This is a genomic window from Pseudomonas sp. NPDC089547, from assembly GCF_050280665.1.
Lineage (GTDB): Bacteria > Pseudomonadota > Gammaproteobacteria > Pseudomonadales > Pseudomonadaceae > Aquipseudomonas.
In genome coordinates this window covers 35,392-52,938 of the sequence record NZ_JBNNVS010000021.1, presented here as the reverse complement: position 1 = coordinate 52,938, position 17,547 = coordinate 35,392, and the positions used below count along the sequence as shown (strand labels likewise).

The 17,547-nt window shown below is 63.1% G+C and carries 19 protein-coding genes; 12 read left to right on the top strand and 7 right to left on the bottom strand.

Annotated elements, in window-relative coordinates; translation table 11 throughout:
• Positions 1–95: 95 nt before the first annotated feature.
• Positions 96–896, bottom strand: coding sequence for an exodeoxyribonuclease III (gene xth / locus ACQKPZ_RS16225; protein WP_427539884.1), 801 nt, complete (start codon positions 894–896; stop codon positions 96–98).
• Positions 893–1,135: a hypothetical protein gene (locus ACQKPZ_RS16220; protein ID WP_016486338.1), complete on the bottom strand. Its 243-nt coding sequence runs from the start codon at positions 1,133–1,135 to the stop codon at positions 893–895. The genes xth and ACQKPZ_RS16220 overlap by 4 nt, the downstream gene beginning before the upstream one ends.
• A gap of 222 nt (positions 1,136–1,357) precedes the next feature.
• Here ACQKPZ_RS16220 and ACQKPZ_RS16215 point away from each other — a divergent pair, with 222 nt between their 5' ends.
• The 3 genes from ACQKPZ_RS16215 to ACQKPZ_RS16205 all read left to right on the top strand — a co-directional run bounded on the left by ACQKPZ_RS16215 (position 1,358) and on the right by ACQKPZ_RS16205 (position 5,399).
• Positions 1,358–1,864 (top strand): sigma-70 family RNA polymerase sigma factor, encoded by a 507-nt coding sequence (locus tag ACQKPZ_RS16215; RefSeq protein WP_427539881.1) that lies wholly within the window; start codon positions 1,358–1,360, stop codon positions 1,862–1,864.
• Positions 1,861–2,817, top strand: coding sequence for a FecR domain-containing protein (locus ACQKPZ_RS16210; protein WP_427539878.1), 957 nt, complete (start codon positions 1,861–1,863; stop codon positions 2,815–2,817). The genes ACQKPZ_RS16215 and ACQKPZ_RS16210 overlap by 4 nt, the downstream gene beginning before the upstream one ends.
• Before the next feature lie 137 nt (positions 2,818–2,954).
• Entirely contained in the window at positions 2,955–5,399 is a 2,445-nt protein-coding gene (locus ACQKPZ_RS16205; RefSeq protein WP_427539875.1) for a TonB-dependent siderophore receptor, read from the top strand.
• 85 nt (positions 5,400–5,484) lie between these two features.
• Here ACQKPZ_RS16205 and ACQKPZ_RS16200 read toward each other — a convergent pair whose 3' ends face one another.
• Entirely contained in the window at positions 5,485–5,649 is a 165-nt protein-coding gene (locus ACQKPZ_RS16200) for a DUF6021 family protein (RefSeq protein WP_427539872.1), read from the bottom strand.
• Between the two features lie 82 nt (positions 5,650–5,731).
• Positions 5,732–6,112, bottom strand: coding sequence for a low affinity iron permease family protein (locus tag ACQKPZ_RS16195; protein ID WP_403195478.1), 381 nt, complete (start codon positions 6,110–6,112; stop codon positions 5,732–5,734).
• A 165-nt stretch (positions 6,113–6,277) separates the two neighbouring features.
• Between ACQKPZ_RS16195 and ACQKPZ_RS16190 the strand changes: the two genes are divergently transcribed.
• The 4 genes from ACQKPZ_RS16190 to ACQKPZ_RS16175 are packed head-to-tail and all read left to right on the top strand — an operon-like array spanning position 6,278 to position 10,126.
• Positions 6,278–7,198 (top strand): DUF72 domain-containing protein, encoded by a 921-nt coding sequence (locus ACQKPZ_RS16190; protein ID WP_427539869.1) that lies wholly within the window; start codon positions 6,278–6,280, stop codon positions 7,196–7,198.
• Entirely contained in the window at positions 7,195–7,968 is a 774-nt protein-coding gene (locus ACQKPZ_RS16185) for an endonuclease/exonuclease/phosphatase family protein (RefSeq protein WP_427539866.1), read from the top strand. Before ACQKPZ_RS16190 ends, ACQKPZ_RS16185 begins: the two co-directional genes overlap by 4 nt.
• Positions 7,965–9,167, top strand: coding sequence for a cardiolipin synthase ClsB (gene clsB / locus ACQKPZ_RS16180; RefSeq protein WP_427539863.1), 1,203 nt, complete (start codon positions 7,965–7,967; stop codon positions 9,165–9,167). The genes ACQKPZ_RS16185 and clsB overlap by 4 nt, the downstream gene beginning before the upstream one ends.
• Entirely contained in the window at positions 9,167–10,126 is a 960-nt protein-coding gene (locus ACQKPZ_RS16175) for a lysylphosphatidylglycerol synthase domain-containing protein (RefSeq protein WP_427539860.1), read from the top strand. The genes clsB and ACQKPZ_RS16175 overlap by 1 nt, the downstream gene beginning before the upstream one ends.
• Before the next feature lie 223 nt (positions 10,127–10,349).
• On the opposite strand, the gene ACQKPZ_RS16170 is transcribed toward ACQKPZ_RS16175, so the two are convergent.
• Positions 10,350–10,808, bottom strand: coding sequence for a phosphotransferase system, HPr-related protein (locus ACQKPZ_RS16170; protein ID WP_427539857.1), 459 nt, complete (start codon positions 10,806–10,808; stop codon positions 10,350–10,352).
• 155 nt (positions 10,809–10,963) lie between these two features.
• Between ACQKPZ_RS16170 and ligD the strand changes: the two genes are divergently transcribed.
• From ligD to ACQKPZ_RS16145, 5 genes are read left to right on the top strand one after another with little or no spacing between them, the layout of a single operon-like run.
• Positions 10,964–13,432: a DNA ligase D gene (gene ligD / locus ACQKPZ_RS16165; RefSeq protein ID WP_427539854.1), complete on the top strand. Its 2,469-nt coding sequence runs from the start codon at positions 10,964–10,966 to the stop codon at positions 13,430–13,432.
• On the top strand, positions 13,429–14,454 hold the full coding sequence (locus ACQKPZ_RS16160) for an acyl-CoA dehydrogenase (RefSeq protein WP_427539851.1): 1,026 nt from the start codon (positions 13,429–13,431) through the stop codon (positions 14,452–14,454). Before ligD ends, ACQKPZ_RS16160 begins: the two co-directional genes overlap by 4 nt.
• On the top strand, positions 14,451–15,221 hold the full coding sequence (locus ACQKPZ_RS16155; protein ID WP_427539848.1) for a PIG-L deacetylase family protein: 771 nt from the start codon (positions 14,451–14,453) through the stop codon (positions 15,219–15,221). Before ACQKPZ_RS16160 ends, ACQKPZ_RS16155 begins: the two co-directional genes overlap by 4 nt.
• The gene (locus ACQKPZ_RS16150) at positions 15,218–15,817 is read left to right on the top strand and encodes a class I SAM-dependent methyltransferase (protein ID WP_427539845.1); all 600 of its coding nucleotides are present in this window, start codon (positions 15,218–15,220) and stop codon (positions 15,815–15,817) included. The genes ACQKPZ_RS16155 and ACQKPZ_RS16150 overlap by 4 nt, the downstream gene beginning before the upstream one ends.
• Positions 15,814–16,476 carry a glycosyltransferase gene (locus ACQKPZ_RS16145; protein WP_427539842.1) on the top strand — a complete coding sequence of 221 codons (663 nt, stop codon included), beginning with the start codon at positions 15,814–15,816 and terminating at the stop codon, positions 16,474–16,476. Before ACQKPZ_RS16150 ends, ACQKPZ_RS16145 begins: the two co-directional genes overlap by 4 nt.
• A gap of 1 nt (position 16,477) precedes the next feature.
• Here ACQKPZ_RS16145 and ACQKPZ_RS16140 read toward each other — a convergent pair whose 3' ends face one another.
• Together ACQKPZ_RS16140 and ACQKPZ_RS16135 are read right to left on the bottom strand one after the other, a co-directional pair.
• Complete coding sequence (locus tag ACQKPZ_RS16140) at positions 16,478–17,314, bottom strand: Ku protein (RefSeq protein ID WP_427539839.1); 837 nt, start codon at positions 17,312–17,314, stop codon at positions 16,478–16,480.
• Between the two features lie 9 nt (positions 17,315–17,323).
• Positions 17,324–17,461, bottom strand: a complete 138-nt coding sequence (locus ACQKPZ_RS16135) for a PSPA7_2676 family Cys-rich small protein (protein WP_427539836.1) — start codon at positions 17,459–17,461, stop codon at positions 17,324–17,326.
• Positions 17,462–17,547 lie beyond the last annotated feature (86 nt).

Here is a 17,547-nt window from a genome sequence, read left to right as displayed (position 1 = left end):
AAAAATAATTAAGCCCGGTAAGTTTCGCCAAACTCTGGCCTGACTACGCCCCAAGATCATTGAATCACTCTTTAAACTTGCCTGGCAGAAGCTCTTCACATGCGTCGCTGACGGCGGCTGCCCAGCTCGACCCAGACCGGCGCATGGTCGCTGGCCTTGGGTTCGTTGCGCACCCAGGCATCCACCCCAGCCTGCTTCAGGCAAGGTTCGAGGCCGGGACTGAGCAGCAGGTGATCGATACGTAGCCCGGCATTGCGTGCCCAGTGATTGCGAAAGTAGTCCCAGAACGTGTAAATGCGCTGCTCCGGGTACAGGTGGCGAACAGCGTCGAGCCAGCCTTGGGCCAGCAACCGTTCAAAGCACGCCCGTGGCTCAGGTTGCAGCAGCGCGTCCTTGAGCCACGAGCGCGGGTTGTAGATGTCCAGATCGGTGGGCACCACGTTGAAATCGCCCGCCAGTACCGTGGGATGGCTGCTGTCCTGCAGCATTTGCGCATGGTTGAGCAGGCACTCGAACCAGCGCAGTTTGTAATCGAACTTTGGCCCGGGTTGCGGGTTGCCATTGGGCAGGTATAAACAGCATACCAGCACACCGTGCGCCGCAGCTTCGAGGTAGCGGCTTTGCGGATCGTCCTGCATGCCGGGCAGCCCGCGGCGAACCTCCAGAGGCTCGCTATCGCGCGCCAGAATGGCCACACCGTTCCAGGAGGGTTGCCCTTGGTACAGGCAGCCATAACCTGCCGCTTCCAATGCCTCGCGAGGAAACTGCGCGTCGGCCGCCTTCAGTTCTTGCAGGCAGGCAATGTCCGGCTGCTCGCGCGCCAGCCAGGCCAACAGCGCGGGCAGGCGGCTGCGGATGCCATTGATGTTGAAGGTGGCGATCTTCAGCGCTTTCATGCGTCAGGGTCGCTCACGTGAGCCTGTACCGCATCTTCCAGTGCCCGGATATGTGCCTCGTCGGCCAGAGCCTTGAGCGCCAACCAGTCATCCCAGTCGATAGCACCGTCGTCCCGCAGCGCCTCAGCAGTGCGAACCAGTTCGTGGTGGTAGGCATCCGGCGATTCGCGCCGGTAGCTGATGTCGTCGTACTGCGCGTACCAGGCTTCAAGTTCAGGAATGCTGCGTTCGATGCTCATGACGGCCGCCTCGTTCTATCCCTGCTAGTGAGAGCCCAAGCTCCGCGCAATGTTCAACTGCAACGGTCAGCCGGTCAGCCTCCTTTCCTGGTTTGCCAGATCAACACGCCAGCGCCATTTGCACGCGACAACCTGACGTCTGCTGCAACAGTTTGCAAAATCAGCACATCACCTTACAATCGAGATCAATTCCCATATGCATTTGATTAGCGGAAAGGTGAAGTGCCCATCGACACCACACTGCAACCCATCGACAACCTGTATCGCGACCATCATGGCTGGCTGCAAGGCTGGCTGCGCCACCGCCTGGGTGATCGCGAGCGGGCGGCGGATATCGCTCAAGACACTTTCCTGCGCCTGCTGGTAACCCGCCGCCTGCCGGAACAGCGTGACGGCCGTCGATTCCTGGTGCAGATCGCCCGCAACCTGGTCATAGACCAGTGGCGTCGCCAGCGTATCCACCAAGCTTATCTGGAGAGCCTCGCCGCCCTGCCCGAGCCAGAAACTCCGTCACTGGAAACCCGCGCGATCGTGATCGAAACCCTGATGCAGATCGACGCCATGCTCGACAACATGCCTGCGAAGGTACGCGAAGCATTCCTGCTGTCGCAATTTGAAGGGCTGACCTACACACAGGTCGCAGCTCGGCTGAACGTCAGCGTCAGCTCGGTGCAAAAGTACATGCTCCGCGCCATCACTGCCTGCTATCAGGTCCTGTACGCTGAATGAAAACCGTCAGCGAAGCACCACTCTCCCCCGCAATCGTCGAGCAGGCCAGTCATTGGTTGATGCTGCAATGGAGCGGTGAGTTCGAAGCGGCACAACAGCAGCGGTTTCTTGAATGGCGCGCCGCGGACCCGGAGCACGATCGCGCATGGCGACGCCTGGAGCGCCTGCAAAGTACCCTGAGCGGTGTCCCTGCGGATACAGCACTCGGGGTGCTGCGCGAGCTGCCCGATGCGCGTCGTCGGCAGGCGCTCAAGCTGCTCGGCACGCTGCTGTTGGCCGGCGGCAGCGGCTATCTGGTTCATTCGCAATCCCCTTGGCGCGAAGCCATGGCAGACCTGCGCAGCGGCACTGGCGAACGTTTGAAACGCTCGCTGGAGGATGGCAGCCAACTTAGCCTGAACAGTGGCACTGCGGTTGATATCCGGTTCAACGCGTCGGAACGGCGCATTTGCCTGATCACTGGGGAGTTGCTGCTGGAAAGTGGTCATGACCCGGCGCAGCGCCCGCTGGTCGTTCAAACTGCAGAGGGGGAAATCCAGGCGTTGGGCACACGCTTTTCCGTGTACCAGCGTGAGCATGGCAGCCATGTCGAGCTGTTTGAAGGCGAGCTGGAGTTGCGTCCGCGGCAGGCGCCCGCCAGCCGCCTTCAAGCAGGACAAAGTCGCTGGTTTTCCGCCAATCGCCTCGGCGACCTCGGGCCAGCCAACCTCAACACCATCGCCTGGCTAGACGGCCGCTTGATCGCCGAGCGCATGCCGTTGGGGCACTTCGTCGCCGAGCTGGCTCGCCATCGTCCCGGTGTGCTTCGCTGCGACCCCGCTGTAGCGCAGTTGCCGCTCACGGGGGTGTTCCCCTTGGCAGACACCGACCGCGTGCTGATGGCAGTTCAGCAGTCGCTACCCGTAAAAATACAGAGATTGACGCGCTTCTGGGTCAACGTCAGCCCGGTTTAGAAACGCACGAGATTGCTGGCCGTCTGCTGCCAGCCTGGAATGGCAAAAAATAGTTTGTGAGTGTTGTCGTTTTGGTCGAATTGTACGGGATACCTCTTGAACCCAATCAACAAGCCTTCTCAAGAGGATCGTTCAGAGTGTCGCACCTGCCCACGCCAACCCGTTCACGGCTGACCCACCACATCCTGCTTGCCAGCTTGCTCGGCGGCACCCCGTTACTGCTTGCCATGCCTGCAGCACTGGCCTACGCAAGCGAACAGACACGCCACTACGCCATCCCGGCTGGGGGCCTTGATCAGGCGCTGAACCGTTTCGCGAGCCAGTCCGGCATCTTGCTGTCCGCAGACGCACAATTGACCGCCGGCAAGCATACCCCGGGGCTCAGCGGCACCTACTCAGTGAGTGATGGCCTCGCCCAACTGCTGGCCGGCACCGGCCTGCGCGTACTCAAGCGTGCGGACAGCTACATAATAGAAGTGGCAGCGGACAGCGAAGGTGCCCTGGAACTGGGGGCAACTACCGTAACCGGTGCACTGCTGTCTGGCACCACCGAAGGCACAGGTTCGTACACCTCACGATCAGCGCAGACGGCAACCAAACTGCCATTGTCCCTGCGCGAGACGCCACAATCGGTCACAGTCATCACGCGCCAACGCCTCGAAGACCAGAACCTCGCCAACCTCAACGAGGTGGTGCAGAACACCCCTGGGCTCACCCTGCGCCGGACCGGCCCGGAACGATCCTCGTACTACGCCCGGGGGTTTTCCCTCGATAACATCATGTACGACGGCCTGCCCACCAGCCTGGACAGCTCACAGGTGTCCCAAGACCTGCTGTCGGCCGACATGGCCATGTATGACCGGGTCGAAGTCGTGCGCGGTGCCACCGGCCTGATGCAGGGTGCGGGCAACCCTGCGGCGTCGATCAACCTGATCCGCAAGCGGCCGACGCACGAGTTTCAGGCCAGCATCGAAGGAAGCATGGGCAGCTGGGACCGTTACCGCACCGAGGTCGATGTCTCCGGCGCGTTCAACGACAGCGGAACCGTTCGCGGCAGAATGGTGACGGCGTATCAGACCGGCAACAGCTACCGAGACACGCTGGAAAACCAACGCAACCTGTTCTACGGCATCCTGGAAGCCGACCTGGACGACAGCACCACCTTGACCCTGAGTGCATCGCGCCAGCAAGACAACAACAATGGCAACGGCTGGACCGGCCTGCCGGTGGGCTTCGACGGCAGTGACCTGCATTTGTCACGCTCTACTTCGCTGAGCAGTGACTGGGAGTATTGGGACAAGACCAGCACCTCTGCCTACGCGGCACTGGAACACCTCCTGGACAACGGCTGGAAGCTCAACCTCTCGGCCACCAGGACCTGGGCCGACCTCGACATGCTGGGCACCTATCTGGTCGCCAACACCACCACCCATGCCTATAACCAGTTCGTCGGCGCGGGGCACTATCGGGAAACCCAGAACAGCTTCGACGCCTATGCCAGCGGCCCGTTTCGCCTGATGGACCGAGACCACGAAGTGGTGGTCGGCGCCAGTCACCGGCGGGTGGTGTTCAACGGTGACGTGCCCTACAACATCTTGCTGAACAGCAACATCGACCTCTACAACTGGGACGCGGGCGCCACGCCAAAACCGCCAAGCCAGGACAAGTACGGCTGGCAGAACACCAACGCCAAGCTCAACAGCGTTTACGCCACCACACGCCTGAGCCTGGCCGACCCGCTGAAGCTGATTCTGGGCAGCCGCCTGGACTGGTATGACAACACCACCACCTCGCCCTACAAAGGGACCGCCCCGAGCGAGCTGAAAGTCACTCGGCATGTCACCAAGTACGCCGGCCTGATCTATGACATCGACGAGCATCACAGCGTGTATGTCAGCTACACCGATATCTTCAAACCCCAGAACTACAAGGATGCTTCCGACAACATCATTGCGCCGATCACCGGGAAAAACCATGAACTGGGCATCAAGGGTGAGTACTTCGACGGGGCACTGAACGCATCGGCTGCCCTCTTCCAGATCGACCAGGAAAACCGTGCGAAGTCTTTTACCGACGGTTGCCCTACTGCTCCGACTACCCCGTGCTACGAGGCGGCAGGCAAAGTGCGCAGCAAGGGCATAGAACTGGAGGTACAGGGCCAATTGACCCCTGATTGGCAACTGGCTGCCGGTTATACCTTTGCCGAGGCCAAGTATGTCAAAGATACCAAGAAAGAAAACGAGGGCCGTCTGTTCGACACCGACATACCCCGCCATCTGTTCAAGATGAGCACGTCCTATACACTGCCGGGGCAGTTCAACCAGTGGCGTGTCGGCGCCTCCCTTTATCACCAGAATCGAATCTACAACAAGAACACCACCTACATGATCGAGCAGGATGGCTACACCCTGGTGGACTTCATGTTGGGGTTCAAGCCGACCGACCACATCGATGCGCGCGTCAACCTCAACAACGCGTTCAACAAGAAGTACTACAACGCCCTCAGCAACTCTGTCGCGGTACCGAGCAACGTTTACGGTGAGCCACGCAACCTGATGCTGTCGCTGAAGTACACATTCTGATAGCTGTGCTGCCCCCCGGCTTTTGAACAGCCGGGGCAACAGATGAATGCCATGTGCGGCAGACATGCGGCCACGGAAGCTTCGCTCACGGTTTCTTTTCCACGTCCCTTGGTGCTTTCGCGGGGCCTTGGGGGTCCACTTGAGGGTCGTCCAGATCCGGAGAGTCCGGGTCGAAACCCAGGTCCTGATCAGTCGTTGCATGATCGGAAGAATAGGGGCCTTTCTGCTCCTGTTCGTCGTATTTTTTCATCATTTGGTCTCCGAAGTGTGAGTTGTTCACCGTCACGGTCCTGGCCTTTTCTGAACAACGCCATGGCGGGTTCATGAACACGTCAGTGAGAGTCCTCCCTGTCTGGCCCCGCTTCGTCGCGCTCCCCCAGTTGCTGGTATCGCTTTCGAAGCGCATGGAGTTCAGCTGGCCCCATGTCTTCAAGGTCGAGCAACGCCTTGTGCGCCCGTTGGGTAGTGCGCAACAGTTCGTCAAGTTTGATGTGCAATTCGTCGCTATCACGGTTTTGGGTGTTCTGGATCAGGAACACCATCAGGAAGGTGATGATCGTGGTCGACGTATTGATGACCAACTGCCACGTGTCGTTGAAATGAAACAAGGGCCCGCTTACGCCCCAGGCAATGATCAGCAGCAAGGCAATAACGAAGGTCAAAGGCCGCCCGCTATGGTTGGCCAGCCATTGTGCAAACCGATCAAACTTCATGGCTGAGCCTCCTTCATGGTGTACCTGAGTGGAACCCAGGCATCCGGTGGAGGATTGCAACGCCGGTAAAGTTCCCTTTTTGCATGGCCATCCACTCGTCAATCGCACTGAACAATCTGGTCCCTGTCCCTGTCGCTACTGATACGTACAGGAGCGCAGGGACTTATGGTGAGCGAGATCCGCATCGGTATTTCCGGTTGGCGCTATGGCCCATGGCGCAAGGACTTCTACCCCGAGGGGCTGCGCCAGGACGACGAGCTGGCGTTCGCCTCGCGGGCGGTCAACAGTATCGAAATCAACGGTTCCTTCTATGCGCTGCAAACCCCGGATCGTTATGGCAAGTGGCGTGACCAGACACCGCAGGGCTTCGTGTTCTCGGTCAAGGCGCCGCGCTATATCACCCACGTACGCAGGCTTCGCGAGGTCGACGAGGCGCTCGCCAATTTCTTCGCATCGGGCCCGTTGCTGCTGGGTGACAAACTGGGCCCCTTCCTTTGGCAGTTCCCTCCAAACCTGAAGTTCGACGCGCCGCGCTTCAGCGACTTTCTGGCCAAGCTACCACGCGACCGCAAAGCCGCCCGCAGCCTTGCGCGCCACGCCGCAGAACGCCTGCAAGGCAACGGCGGCATTGCCGTGCCGGGTAATGCGCGCCTGCGCCACGCCGTGGAGATCCGCCACCCCAGCTTCCTTTGCGACACCTTCATCAACCTGTTGCGCAAGCACAAGGTTGCCCTGGTGGTCGCCGACAGCGCCGGTAAATGGCCCTGTGTCGAAGAGCTCACGGCCGATTTCGTGTACCTGCGCCTGCATGGCGATGTCGAGCTGTACAGCAGCGGCTACACGGCCAGCGCGCTGCGCCGCTGGCGCTTGCGCATCCAGGCCTGGGCTGCGGGCGGCCAGCCCGAGGATGCCCAACGCGTGGTGCACCGCGCCCCGGCAAGACGCGCCTCCCGTGACGTGTACTGCTACTTCGACAACGACCAGAAAGTCCATGCCCCTTATGATGCCCGCCGCCTGCTGGACAAGCTGGGCCTTGGCGGCGAGCTGGCTACCGAACCAGGCGTCGAACCGCAGGAGCCGCTATGAACCGGACACTGCCCGCCCCCCGCTGCATCATCGACAAGGTCACCGCCGTCCATCGCCTGACGGTACTGACCCTGAATGTGCACAAAGGCTTCACCCTGTTCAACCGCCGCTTCATTTTGCCGGAACTGCGCGAGGCGGTACGCTCGACCGGGGCCGACCTGGTGTTTCTCCAGGAGGTCCACGGCAGCCATCAGCAACATGCCGAGCGCCATCCGAAGTGGCCGAAAACGCCCCAGTACGAGTTTCTCGCCGACAGCATGTGGCCGCAGTTCGCCTATGGCCGCAATGCGGTCTATCCCCATGGCGACCATGGCAATGCGCTGCTGTCCAAATTCCCCATCCGTGCCCATGACAACCTGGACGTTTCTGTCCATGGCAACGAAGAACGAGGCCTGCTGCACTGCCAGCTGGAAGTGCCGGGCCATGAACAGGTGCACACCGTCTGTGTACACCTGGGCCTGCGTGAAGAACATCGTCAGCGTCAGGTCGGCCTGCTGCTGGCATTGCTTGACAGCCTGCCAGCGGACGAGCCGGTCATTGTCGCCGGCGACTTCAACGACTGGCGCCTGAAAGCGGATGCGCGGCTGTCGGGCCACTTGGTGGAAGCCTTCGGCAAGCCGGCACGCAGCTTCCCCGCGCGCCTGCCGATGCTGCGCCTGGACCGCATCTACCTGCGCAATGCCCACGCGTGCCAGGCACGGGTGTTATCCAGATACCCGTGGTCACATCTCTCCGACCATGCCCCGCTGGTGGCGCAGGTGACGCTATGAAACAGCCTTGGTGTGATGGCAACCGTGTCGAGTTGCTGATAAACGGCGAGCAGTACTACCCCCGCGTCTTCGAGGCCATGGCCCAGGCACGCGAGGAGATCCTCCTGGAAACTTTCATCATCTACGACGACAAGGTCGGCCAACCCTTGCGCCACGCCCTGATCGATGCCGCGCGGCGCGGGGTGCGGGTCGAGGTGGCGGTGGACGGCTACGGCACCGCCGACCTGCCTGACGAATTCATCACCTCGCTGACCGAGGCCGGCGTGCGGTTCCATTCGTTCGATCCGCAACCACGGCTGGTGGGCATGCGCACCAACCTGTTTCGCCGCTTGCACCGCAAGATCGTGGTTATCGACGGGCAACGCGCCTTCATTGGCGGCATCAATTACAGTGCCGACCACCTGGGTGATTTCGGCCCGCAGGCCAAACAAGACTACGCCGTGGAAGTCGTCGGCCCGGTGGTGGCCCAGGTGCATGCTTCTTCGTGCCGTATGCTCGCACCGGTGCTGGGCGCTGCCAGCGGCGTCAAGCCGGGCGGCATCGCCTCAGGCCCGGCCAGCGCCGTGCTGGTGGAACGCGACAACCAGCGCCATCGCAACGATATCGAAGCCTGCTACCTGCAAGTTTTCCGTGAAGCAAGGCAACGTATCGTCGTGGCCAACGCCTACTTCTTCCCCGGCTACCGCTTGCTGCGTGAACTGCGCAATGCCGCCCGGCGCGGGGTCGAGGTGACGCTGATCCTCCAGGGGCAACCGGACATGCGCTGGGTACGCGCGCTCTCGCGGCTGCTCTACAACTACCTGTTGCGCGACGACGTGCGCATCCATGAGTACTGCCAGCGGCCGCTTCACGGCAAGGTTGCGTTGGTGGATAACGACTGGTCCACCGTAGGCTCAAGCAACCTCGACCCGCTGAGCCTGTCGTTCAACCTTGAGGCCAACCTGCTGATCCGCGACCCTGCGTTCAACGAACACCTGTACCAGCACTTGACCGAGCTGAGCCGCGACCACTGCAAGACCGTAACGCTGGAGCGCATGGTGCGCGGTTACTGGTGGCGTGCCCCGTTGATCTTCCTGGGGTTCCACATCACGCGCTATTTTCCGCGGATCGCTGGCTGGTTTCCGGCGCACCGGCAGCGCCTGCAATCGCTGCAAGCCGACGACCAGGCCCCTGCCGACTACCACGGGGGCAAGACCTGATGGCCACCACAAGCTGGACGACCTGGGCCAAACGCTTGCTGACCGTGCTGTTTTTGGTGTTGATACCGGTACTGCTGGTAACCCTGGCGCGTAACCTGGACTGGAACGAAGTACGCCAGTCGCTGCTGGCCTACCGGCCCTCAACCCTGGCCTTGGGGCTGCTGCTGGCGCTGTGCAGCTACCTGGTATTCGCCAGTTACGACCTGCTCGCCCGGGCCTACACCGGCCACCGCCTGCCGGCCCGCCAGGTACTGCCGGTAGCGTTCGTCTGCTATGCGTTCAACCTCAACTTCACCACCTGGGTTGGTGGTGTGGCCCTGCGTTATCGCCTGTACAGCCGGCTGGGCCTGGATACCCCCACCATCACCCGCATCCTCACCCTGGGGCTGCTGACCAACTGGATGGGCTACCTGCTGCTGGCCGGCACGGTCTTCGCCCTGGGCCTGGTCAAGCTGCCGGAAAGCTGGGCGGTGGGTGCCAGCGGCCTGCGCCTGATCGGTGTACTGATGGTGGCGGTGGCGTTGGCTTACCTGTGCGCCTGCGCCTTCGCCACGCGGCGCACGTGGGCGCTGCGCGGGCACGAAGTCACCCTGCCGAGCCTGCGTTTGGCGCTGTGCCAGGTGGCGCTGGGCGCAAGCAACTGGGCGCTGATGGCAGCGCTGATTCATCTACTACTGCCGCCCGAGCTGTTCTATCCCTCGGTGCTGGGTGTGTTGCTGATCAGTTGCGTCGCCGGGGTGGTCGCCCACATTCCCGCCGGGCTCGGCGTGCTGGAAGCCGTATTCCTGGCGCTGCTCCACGGCCAGCTAGGCCAAGGCACCTTGGTCGCCGCGCTGCTGGGCTATCGAACGTTGTACTACCTTGTCCCGCTGCTGTTGGCGGTGGTGACCTACCTGATCCTCGAGAAGCGCGCCAAGGCCTTGCGCAGACAGGCCGGGGCAGCGCTCGACAAGCGCTGAGGGGTGTAAGGTGGTGGCCATAAGATATGCAGCGCCTGTGAGATCGAGCGCCGCGCGGGCGGCGCTCGATCTCACAGACACTGAAGATGCCGTGGCGACCACCTGGCAACCCTGATGCTATTGCCAGAAACCATAGAACCTCCCATAAGGTACGCGGAGCGCCCAGCATCAGCGCTCTGCTCGATGCATGAACAATGATTGCAGGAACAGCGTTGCTCATCCATCACGGCTCTCTCTTGTCATCATCGGGCACCACATCATCGCTCCACGGCTCGCCGTCCAGCGGCGCGGAGCGTGCCAGTTCGGCCTCGTCCAGGCCAAAACCGCCGCCGATTTCGTGGGCCTCCACCCGGCGCAAGGCCTTGTCCGCCGGGCCGCCGGTACCGGGCTCGTCCGGGTCGCGGGCACCGGTTTCATCGAACAACGTATCGGGGCTCAGGTCATCGTAGGTGACATTGTCCTCATGCAAGCTCTCGCTCAGGGTCTCGCCGCCAGTCATGCCGCTTTCGGCCACACGCCGCGGCGGGTAGGCCTCGGCAATCTCCCGCTCAGGGCGCTCATCGCCGATACGCCCCTGGCGTTCATCGCGGCGCTCGCTGAAATCAAGCTCGTGCACGCTGCCCATGCGGTCCTCGGTGTCGTCGATCTCAATCTGCGGTCTTGGGTCATCGGATGTGGACATGAACGTTCTCCGTTTGTGGGCTTCATCCGGTCGACTCCCGCCAGGGGTAAATGATTCAGAGTTTCGCCAAGCACCCACTCCCCGCCTTTTTTTGAACTCCTCGCTGCGCAACCACCTCCCAATCCTGAGACCTGCAAACCTTTCCGGAGCCCGTCATGGCCAAGCCCCTGCAGGAGTACCAGCGCAAGCGCGACTTCGACGCCACGCCCGAGCCAGCCGGTAAACACGCCCGCTCACGCCCGGCTCACGCGCTGCGGTACTGCATCCAGAAACACGATGCCAGTCACCTGCACTACGACTTTCGCCTGGAGCTCGATGGCACGCTCAAAAGCTGGGCCATCCCCAAGGGCCCCTCACTGGACCCCAAGGTCCGGCGCCTGGCCGTGCACGTGGAGGACCACCCGCTGGACTACGCCGATTTTGAGGGGCGCATCCCCGAAGGGCACTACGGCGCGGGCGACGTGATCGTCTGGGACCGGGGTGCCTGGGAGCCCGAAGGCGACCCCCGCGAAGCCTATGCCAAGGGCAAGCTGCGGTTTCGCCTGCAGGGCGAGAAGCTTTCGGGGGTGTGGAACCTGTTCCGCACCCACCTGGCCGGCAAGAAAGAACAGTGGATGCTGGTCAAATCCCATGACGCACAAGCGCGCAGTGAAACCGACTACCGCATCGTCGAGGCCCTGCCAGACAGTGTACTGAGCGAGCGCACCCTACCGCCGCGGCGACCCGCCAAGGCGACCACCTCCCCACGCAAGCGCAAGGCCGCCGGCAAAGCCATGCCGAACCTGCTCCAGCCGCAATTGGCTACTTTGGTAGATTCCCCACCCAGTGGCGACTGGCGCTACGAAGTCAAGTTCGATGGCTACCGTATCCTGGCGCGCATCGAGGGTGAAGACGTGCGCCTGTTCACCCGCAATGGCCACGACTGGAGCGCCAAAATGCCTCGACAGGTCGGGGCGCTCCAGGCCCTTGGCCTCGACTCGGCGTGGCTGGATGGCGAGATGGTGGTGGTCGACGACAACGGCGTAGCGGACTTTCAGGCCTTGCAGAATGCCTTCGACACCGAGCAAGACGAGCGCATTGCCTACTACCTGTTCGACCTGCCCTGGCTGGGTGGCGAAGACCTGCGAGACCTGCCGCTACAACAGCGTCGCGCCACCCTGGCCCGGCTGCTGGAGGGCAATGCATCGCAGGTACTCAGGTATTCCGCCGATTTTGCAGAGCCCGTCGCGTCACTTCTCGACAGCGCCTGCCGGCTGCAGCTCGAAGGCCTGATCGGCAAGCGTGCCGACAGCCCCTATGTTGGCCGGCGCAGTAGCGACTGGGTCAAGCTCAAGTGCACGCAGCGCCAGGAATTCGTGATCGTGGGCTTCACCGACCCCAAAGGCAGCCGCAACGGCTTCGGCGCCCTGCTGCTCGGCCTGCACGATGACGCCAGCGGCCAACTGCGCTACGCCGGCAAGGTCGGCACCGGGTTCAGCGCTGCCACTCTGGATAGTATCCACGCCCGCCTCAAGCGGTTGCAAACCGACAGGCCGCACTTGCCCAAACCACCCACCGGTGCTGAAGCCCGCGGGGTGCATTGGCTCAAGCCACAGCTGCTGGCAGAAGTCGCCTATGCCCAGATGACCCGTGAAGGCATCGTGCGCCACGCGGTGTTCCACGGCCTGCGCGACGACAAACCCGCCACCGCCATCGACCTGGAGCGAGCAATGCCCGCCAAGCGCGCAGCACATACACAACACGAGGACGCGGGCACCCTGCGCCTGACCCACCCCGACCGTGTGGTCGACGCAACCACCGGTACCACCAAGCGCCAAGTCGCACAGTACTACGCTCAGGTCGCCGACTGGCTGCTGCCACAGCTCAAGGATCGGCCTGTCGCCCTGGTGCGGGCACCGGATGGCCTGGGCGGCGAGCTGTTCTTCCAGAAAAACGCCGACCAGTTGCATATCCCTCACCTGCTCAGCTACAGCAAGGCCCAGGCCGGCCAGGCGGCCATGGTGCTCAACCGCGCTGACAGCCTGCTGGGCGCGGTGCAGATGAATACGCTTGAACTGCACACCTGGAATGCCACCATCAAGGATTTCGACAAGCCCGACCGCTTTGTCCTCGACCTGGACCCTGACCCGGCGTTGCCCTGGAAAGCCATGCTTGAGGCCACCCAACTGACCCTGACCTTGCTCGACGAACTGGGCCTGAAGGTGTTTCTCAAGACCAGCGGCGGCAAGGGCATGCACCTGGTCGTACCGTTGACCCGTCGCGCTGGCTGGGACGAGGTGAAGGACTTCAGCCATGCCCTGGTCAAGCACATGGCCGGGCTGTTCCCCGATCGCCTCAGCGCGGTGTCCGGGCCGAAGAACCGGGTCGGGCGGATCTTCATCGACTACCTGCGTAACGGCAAGGGCGCCACCACCGTTGCCGCCTACTCGCTGCGGGCCCGCGAGGGCCTGCCGGTTTCGGTACCCATCTGGCGTGAGGAACTGAGCCAGCTCAAGGGTGCCAACCAGTGGAATATCGGCAACCTTCACGAGCGGCTGGCAGAGGTCGACGACCCGTGGGCCGAAATGGGCAAGACCCGCCAGTCGATCACGGTGCGCATGCGCAAACAGTTGGGAATTGCATGATGGAATTGACCCACTTCGATTCGTTGCTCCACCGTTTTACTCACCGTTCGCAGGCCATCCACCGCGACACTTCGCTCATGGAACTGATGCAGGCCTTGAAGGGCGAACAGCTCGACATGCTCCCGTTGCCCGGCCAGGGCTGCACTGTGGAGCGCTGGCGGGCCTTGGCGCGGGTCGCCGCTTGCGATCTCAGCCTGGCCAAGCTCTTCGAAGGCCATACCGACGCCCTGGCGATCCTCGCCGAATGTGGTGCCGCCCAGCATGCCTGCAACGGCATCTGGGGCGTGTGGGCCGCCGAACCGCCGGATGCCCGCACCTACATCGTCGAACGGGACGGTGAACGCGTATCTTTGCAAGGCCGCAAGGCCTGGTGTTCGGGTGCGTTGCACATCAACCGTGCGCTGCTCACCGCCTGGGAGAATGACCAGCCCCAACTGGTGGCCATCGAATTGCCTCATCCCAGCCAACGCACTCAGGCCGATCACTGGCAGGCAGTTGGCATGGCTGGCAGTGTCACAGTCGCCATTGAATTCGATCACTCGCCTGGGCTGGCCATCGGTGGCCCCGGCCAGTACCTTTCGCGCCCGGGCTTCTGGCACGGCGGCGCCGGCATCGCTGCTTGCTGGTATGGCGCCGCCGAGGCCCTGGCAGACTACCTGCGCGAAAACTGCCGCAAGCCCCGGCGCGACCCGCACGCCGATGCGCACCTGGGCGCAGTCGATGCTGCCTTGTACGGAGCCCGCGCTGCCCTTCACCAATGCGCCACGTGGATCGACCGCCACCCTCAGGTCGACGCCAGCTTCGAAGTGCGGCGTACCCGCGCCCAGGTCGAGCAGGCAGCCGAGCAGGTCATTCAGCATGTCGGCCGGGCGCTGGGCGCCACACCGTTCTGTCGCAGCAGCCATTTTGCCCGGCTCAGTGCCGACCTGCCGGTGTACCTGCGCCAGAGCCACGCCGAACGCGACCTGGCCGAGTTGGGCCGACAACTGGCCGGCATGCCGGCGGGAGCATGGCAATTATGAGCCAGAACCTGATACAGGCTGCGCAAGGGACGCCATGGAGCGCCTGGCAGCATTCTGCTCAGCTGGCCCGCGCCAGCTGGACGCTGCCCGAGCAGTTGTGCCCACCCGGAAGGCGCCTGGTCCTGCTGGCGCCGCACCCGGACGACGAAATCCTCATGGCCGGCGGGCTGCTGGCCAGCTTCCAGGGGCGAGAACAGGACGTGCTGCTTGTTTCAGCAACTAATGGCGAGGGTAGCCACCCGCATTCCTCGCAATGGCCCGAGCGCCGCCTGCGTCATCAGCGCCCGTTGGAAAGCCGCCATGCCTTGCAACTGCTTGGCCTGGACCTCAACCGCCTCGACTGGCGACGACTCAACCTCAAGGACGGCGCGCTGCCCCATGACGAAGCCTTCCTGGTCAACCACCTCAACCACTTGCTCAAACCTGGCGACCTGCTGCTGACCACATGGCGCGGCGACGGCCATTGCGACCACGAGGCAGCAGGTCGCGCCTGTGCCCAGGCAGCACAGGCCTGCCGGGCACAACTGGGGGAGATCCCGGTCTGGGCCTGGCACTGGGCTAGCCCCGACGACCAGCGTCTGCCCTGGCCCCGCGCCCACCGCCTGCAACTCAGTGATGCGCAGCTGGCGCTCAAGCGCCAAGCCCTCGCCGCTCATGCCAGCCAGTTGCAGCCCGATGGTGATCGTCCGCCGGTAGTTCCAGAACAGTTGCAGGCTTGCCTGTTGCAACCGTTCGAGCTGATTTTCCTGTCAACGGAGGCAACATGAGCCTGGGCGCACAGTATTTCGCCGACTTGTATGCCGGCAACGATGACCCCTGGGCCTTTCGTACCCGTTGGTACGAACGGCGCAAGCGCGAGCTGACACTGGCCAGCCTGCCGCGGCAATGCTATGAGCGCGTATTCGAACCCGCCTGCGCCAACGGCGAGCTGAGCGTGTTGCTGGCCGAGCGCTGCGCCAGCCTGTTGTGCCAGGACATCGACGCAACGGCCGTGGCCCTGGCCCGTCAGCGGCTTGCGGGCGTGAGCCACGCCCATGTCGAACAGGGCCACCTGCCGGGCGACTGGCCGGGCGGTCAGTTCGACCTGATCGTGCTCAGCGAAATCGGTTATTACCTGGACCCCACCGACTGGCTACAGGTCATCGAGCAGTCGGTGGCCAGCCTGGCGTATGACGGTGGTCTGTTGGCCTGCCACTGGCGCCATCCCATTGCCGGTTGCCCCCAGGATGGCCGCGAAGTGCATGCCCTGCTGGCCCGGCATCTGCCACTCTACCCCGTGCTGCGCCACGAAGAGGCGGACTTTCTACTCGAATACTGGTCATGTCAGCCCAGCGTCGTTGACCTTGACGAGACCTGCCCATGATCGCCGTCATCATCCCCGCCCACAACGAAGCCCGTCGGCTTGGGCACTGCCTGGCCGCCGTCAAGCAGGCCGTGGCACAAGCCGAGGCGGTGGGCCTGGCAGTCGAGGTACTGGTGGTGCTGGATCGCTGTGTCGACGCCAGCGCGCGCATTGCCCGCCGCCATGGCGTGCATACCCTGGAGCTGGAGGCCGGTAACGTGGGTATCGCCCGGCGCCTGGGTGCGGCGTGGATGATCGAGCGCGGCGCCCAGTGGCTGGCCTTCACCGACGCCGACAGCCGCGTGCCTGGGCACTGGCTGGTGTCGCAGCTGCAATGGCACGCCGACGCGGTCTGCGGCACTGTGCACATCGAGCGCTGGCAGCCTTGGCAAAACGCCGCATTGCGCCAGTTGTACCGCAGCCGCTACCAGCCCAGGGATGGGCACCGGCATATCCATGGCGCCAACCTCGGGGTATGCGCAAAGGCTTACGAGCGTGTCGGCGGGTTCCAGCCCGTGCCGGCGCACGAAGATGTGCAACTGGTGCTGGCCCTCGAAGCCAGCGGCGCACAGATCGTCTGGACCGCGGCGCACAGCGTGGCCACCAGCAGCCGGGTGGACAGCCGCGCGCGCCACGGCTTCGGTGACTATCTCAAGGGGCTTGAGGGGGAGCTTGGGTAACTCATGAAGCCTTGCGCGGTCGTTTGGCCACCGGCTTTTTCGCCTTGGCCTTGCCCCCGAGGCTACGCTTGAGCAACTCGGTAAGGTCGATGATGTCGGCGCCCTTCTCAGCGGTCGCGCCCTCGCCTTTGTCCACGGTCTCGATCTTGCCTTTGCTGGCTTTCTCCTCCACCAGGTCGAGGATGGTCTGGCGAAACGCATCATGGTAGTCATCGGGCGTCCATTGTCCGCTCATGTCCTCCACCAGGCGCCGGGCCATCTCCAGTTCACGCTTGTCGACCTTGCTGTCGGTCACGCTCTTGTCCAGTTCCAGCGTATCCAGCCCGCGCACCTCTTCTGGCCAGCGCAGGGTGATCAACACCAAGGCATCTTCCAGCGGGCATAGCAGGGCCAGGTGCTGGCGGGTGTGCAGCACCACGGTGGCCAGGGCCACCTTGCCGGTGCTGTGCAGGGTCTCGCGCAGCAAGGCATAGACCTTGCCGCCACGACGGTCGGGGCTCAGGTAGTAGGGGGTGTCAAACTGCTGCAGCGGAATGTCGCCAGCGTCGACGAACGAAAAAATATCGATGGTCTGGGTAGACTCGGGCCTGGCCTTGCGGATTTCTTCCTCGCTGATCACCACGTAACGGCCCTTCTCGTACTCCACGCCTTTGACGACGTGCTCCTTGTCGATGTCCTTGCCGGTGACCTTGTTCACCCGCTTGTAGCCAACCGGCTCCATGCTGCGTTTGTCCAGCCAGTCAAAATCCACGCGCTCGCTGCGTACGGCGGTATTCAGCGAGACGGGGATGTGCACCAAGCCGAAGCTGATCGCGCCTTTCCAGATTGACCGGGCCATGGTCCGCTCCTACGCATTGATGGGTTGGCCGGGCTGGCTGTAGCGCAGCGCGCCACAGCGTTCGCAACACTGGCAGTGAAGCCCGGCGACGTCACACACCAGCAGGCTGCGCCATTGGCAGCCACGCAGCAGGCAGAAGAGTTTCATCAGCCACCTCCCTGGCCCGGGGATATCCAGGCCCTTACTGAAACTGACTACGCGGCGCCGCGAAGGTTTATCCGGATATCCCGGGC

Excerpts from the sequence above, each read along its gene's own strand:
- ACQKPZ_RS16155 (WP_427539848.1), top strand. The coding sequence starts at position 14,451 with ATGAGCCAGAACCTGATACAGGCTGCGCAAGGGACGCCATGGAGCGCC.
- ACQKPZ_RS16145 (WP_427539842.1), top strand. The coding sequence starts at position 15,814 with ATGATCGCCGTCATCATCCCCGCCCACAACGAAGCCCGTCGGCTTGGG.
- ACQKPZ_RS16175 (WP_427539860.1), top strand. The coding sequence starts at position 9,167 with ATGGCCACCACAAGCTGGACGACCTGGGCCAAACGCTTGCTGACCGTG.
- ACQKPZ_RS16135 (WP_427539836.1), bottom strand. The coding sequence starts at position 17,461 with ATGAAACTCTTCTGCCTGCTGCGTGGCTGCCAATGGCGCAGCCTGCTG.
- ACQKPZ_RS16220 (WP_016486338.1), bottom strand. The coding sequence starts at position 1,135 with ATGAGCATCGAACGCAGCATTCCTGAACTTGAAGCCTGGTACGCGCAG.
- ACQKPZ_RS16190 (WP_427539869.1), top strand. The coding sequence starts at position 6,278 with ATGGTGAGCGAGATCCGCATCGGTATTTCCGGTTGGCGCTATGGCCCA.
- ACQKPZ_RS16195 (WP_403195478.1), bottom strand. The coding sequence starts at position 6,112 with ATGAAGTTTGATCGGTTTGCACAATGGCTGGCCAACCATAGCGGGCGG.
- ACQKPZ_RS16200 (WP_427539872.1), bottom strand. The coding sequence starts at position 5,649 with ATGAAAAAATACGACGAACAGGAGCAGAAAGGCCCCTATTCTTCCGAT.
- ACQKPZ_RS16170 (WP_427539857.1), bottom strand. The coding sequence starts at position 10,808 with ATGTCCACATCCGATGACCCAAGACCGCAGATTGAGATCGACGACACC.
- ACQKPZ_RS16150 (WP_427539845.1), top strand. The coding sequence starts at position 15,218 with ATGAGCCTGGGCGCACAGTATTTCGCCGACTTGTATGCCGGCAACGAT.
- clsB (WP_427539863.1), top strand. The coding sequence starts at position 7,965 with ATGAAACAGCCTTGGTGTGATGGCAACCGTGTCGAGTTGCTGATAAAC.
- ACQKPZ_RS16185 (WP_427539866.1), top strand. The coding sequence starts at position 7,195 with ATGAACCGGACACTGCCCGCCCCCCGCTGCATCATCGACAAGGTCACC.
- ACQKPZ_RS16210 (WP_427539878.1), top strand. The coding sequence starts at position 1,861 with ATGAAAACCGTCAGCGAAGCACCACTCTCCCCCGCAATCGTCGAGCAG.
- ACQKPZ_RS16160 (WP_427539851.1), top strand. The coding sequence starts at position 13,429 with ATGATGGAATTGACCCACTTCGATTCGTTGCTCCACCGTTTTACTCAC.
- ligD (WP_427539854.1), top strand. The coding sequence starts at position 10,964 with ATGGCCAAGCCCCTGCAGGAGTACCAGCGCAAGCGCGACTTCGACGCC.
- xth (WP_427539884.1), bottom strand. The coding sequence starts at position 896 with ATGAAAGCGCTGAAGATCGCCACCTTCAACATCAATGGCATCCGCAGC.
- ACQKPZ_RS16140 (WP_427539839.1), bottom strand. The coding sequence starts at position 17,314 with ATGGCCCGGTCAATCTGGAAAGGCGCGATCAGCTTCGGCTTGGTGCAC.